A 2,001-nucleotide genomic window follows, 5' to 3' on the forward strand; every position below is an offset into this window, starting at 1 on the left:
AAGAACAGGATCTTGAACGGCAGCGACACCACTGTTGGCGGCAGCATCATCATGCCCATCGCCATGGTGATGGTCGCCACGATCAGGTCGATGACCAGGAATGGCAGCACGATCAGGAAGCCAATCTCGAAGCCGCGGCGTATCTCGGAGATCATGAAAGCAGGCACCAGGATGCGCAGGTCGACCGTCTCCTTGGCAACGACCTGGCCGCGCTCGCGGGCGAGGTCGGCGAAAAGGTCGAAGTCCTTGTCGCGCACATTGTGCAGCATGAAGGTGCGGAAGGGATCGGAAATCTTCTCGAAGGCCTCGGTCTGGCTGATCTGGTTGTCCATCAACGGTTTGACGCCGGTGTTCCACGCCTGGTCGAAGGTCGGCGCCATGACATAGAAGGTCATGAACAGCGACAGCGAAATGAGGATGAGGTTCGCCGGCGTCGATTGCAGGCCGATGCCGGCACGCAGGATCGAGAAGGCGATGACGAAGCGGGTGAAGCTCGTCACCATGATCAGCAGCCCCGGCGCCACCGACAAGACGGTAAGCAGGCCGAACATCTGGATGATGTAGCCGACGGTGGTGCCATCGGCCTTGCCGATGCCGCCGAGGTCAAGCTGCTGGGCCGCCGCGACGGAGGTGGCGGCACCGATCAGTACCGCGGCAAGAAGGAATTTTCTCATTCGAGCAGCAATGTCCTGATAAGAACCTGTTTGACGTGCCCCTGACTGCGGATCGAGGCGCGTTCGTCGAGATCGGCCTTCAGGTGCTGGTAGCCGCTGGCGCCTTCGATCTGGTGCATTTTCAGGGTGCGCACGAAAGCCAGGAGATCCTGTTGAATATCCTCCGCCATGGCCGGCGGCTGCGGCGCGTCGTAGACCACGGATACTTCCATCCTGATCCATGTATCGGCAGGCGAGGCGATATTGGTGGTGATCGGCGCCAGTGTGACAAGCGTTGGACCCGTGCCTGGCTGTTGGGTGGCGGCGGGCTGGGCGACCTTGCCTTCATTTTCGGGCGCAACAGGCACCGATGATGGTGCGCCGACGCCTTTGAGATAGCCGCCTGACATCCAGCCCATGCCGATGGCGGCGGCCGTCACCACGAGCAGCATGGCGCCCTGGATGGCAAGGGAAGGACCCTTGCGAGGCTGAACCTGTTCGACATTGGCCACGGTGCTTTGCTCTCCAATCCCCAGAAGGCCAAGACCTAGAACGGAAGAACCTGGTCGAGGACCTGCTGGCCGTAGGCCGGCTGCTGGACCTCACTGACGCGACCGCGGCCGCCATAGGAGATCCGCGCCTCGGCGATGCGTTCATAGGAGATGGTGTTCTCCGCGCCGATGTCCGACGGACGCACCATGCCGGCGATGGTGAGCACCCTGAGTTCGTAGTTGACGCGCACTTCCTGCGAACCCCTGATCATCAAATTGCCGTTGGGCAGGACCTCGGTGACGACGGCGGCGACGTTGAGCTCAAGGTTCTCCGAGCGCTTGATTTCGCCGTCGGCGTTGGTCTCGGTGCTGGAGCTCAAGCCGGCGTCGCCCTTGCCGCTCGTGCTGTTGCCTTCCCATCCCAGCGTGACGTCATAGCCCAGCTTGCGCGCGGCAGTCCGGCTCCTGTCGTTCTGGTTCTTGAAGTTGGCCTTGTCGTTGAGCTTGATCCTGACGGTCAGGATGTCGCCTTCGCGCAGCGCCCTGGGATCGGTGAACAGCCGGCTCTGACGATCGTCCCACAGAGAGAACTTCTTGACCGGCGTGGCGGGCGGCTGAGGATAGCTGTAGGGCGCTGCCCCGTCGCTGCCGATGCCCGACCCGACCGGCGACATGGTCGGTTCCCTGCCGATCTCCTTGAAGTTGGTTCCGCAGCCCGACAGCGCTGCGGCCGCGCACAGGATGAGCATTTTGCGGATCATGACGGATCTACCCTTCGGGCTGCGCTGGCCATGATGCCGGTGAGCGTCGCCGCCGCCTTCTGGTCCATTTCGTTGAGGATGACGCCGGCCTTGCGT

The 2,001-nt window shown here is 62.5% G+C and carries 3 protein-coding genes; all 3 read right to left on the minus strand.

Annotated features, from left to right (window positions below; translation table 11 throughout):
- The coding region (fliP, locus tag EOA36_RS34405) for a flagellar type III secretion system pore protein FliP (protein ID WP_127281128.1) at positions 1-674 on the minus strand (674 nt) is incomplete at its 3' end.
- Positions 671-1,165 carry a flagellar basal body-associated FliL family protein gene (locus tag EOA36_RS34410; protein WP_127281129.1) on the minus strand — a complete coding sequence of 165 codons (495 nt, stop codon included), beginning with the start codon at positions 1,163-1,165 and terminating at the stop codon, positions 671-673. The genes EOA36_RS34410 and fliP, both read right to left, overlap by 4 nt.
- Positions 1,166-1,200: 35 nt before the next feature.
- Positions 1,201-1,905, minus strand: a complete 705-nt coding sequence (gene flgH / locus EOA36_RS34415; RefSeq protein ID WP_127281130.1) for a flagellar basal body L-ring protein FlgH — start codon at positions 1,903-1,905, stop codon at positions 1,201-1,203.
- Between the last annotated feature and the right edge of the window lie 96 nt (positions 1,906-2,001).

The sequence above is a fragment of the Mesorhizobium sp. M8A.F.Ca.ET.021.01.1.1 genome, from assembly GCF_003998025.1.
In the GTDB taxonomy this organism is placed as follows: Bacteria; Pseudomonadota; Alphaproteobacteria; order Rhizobiales; family Rhizobiaceae; genus Mesorhizobium.

Excerpts from the sequence above, each read along its gene's own strand:
- flgH (WP_127281130.1), bottom strand. The coding sequence starts at position 1,905 with ATGATCCGCAAAATGCTCATCCTGTGCGCGGCCGCAGCGCTGTCGGGC.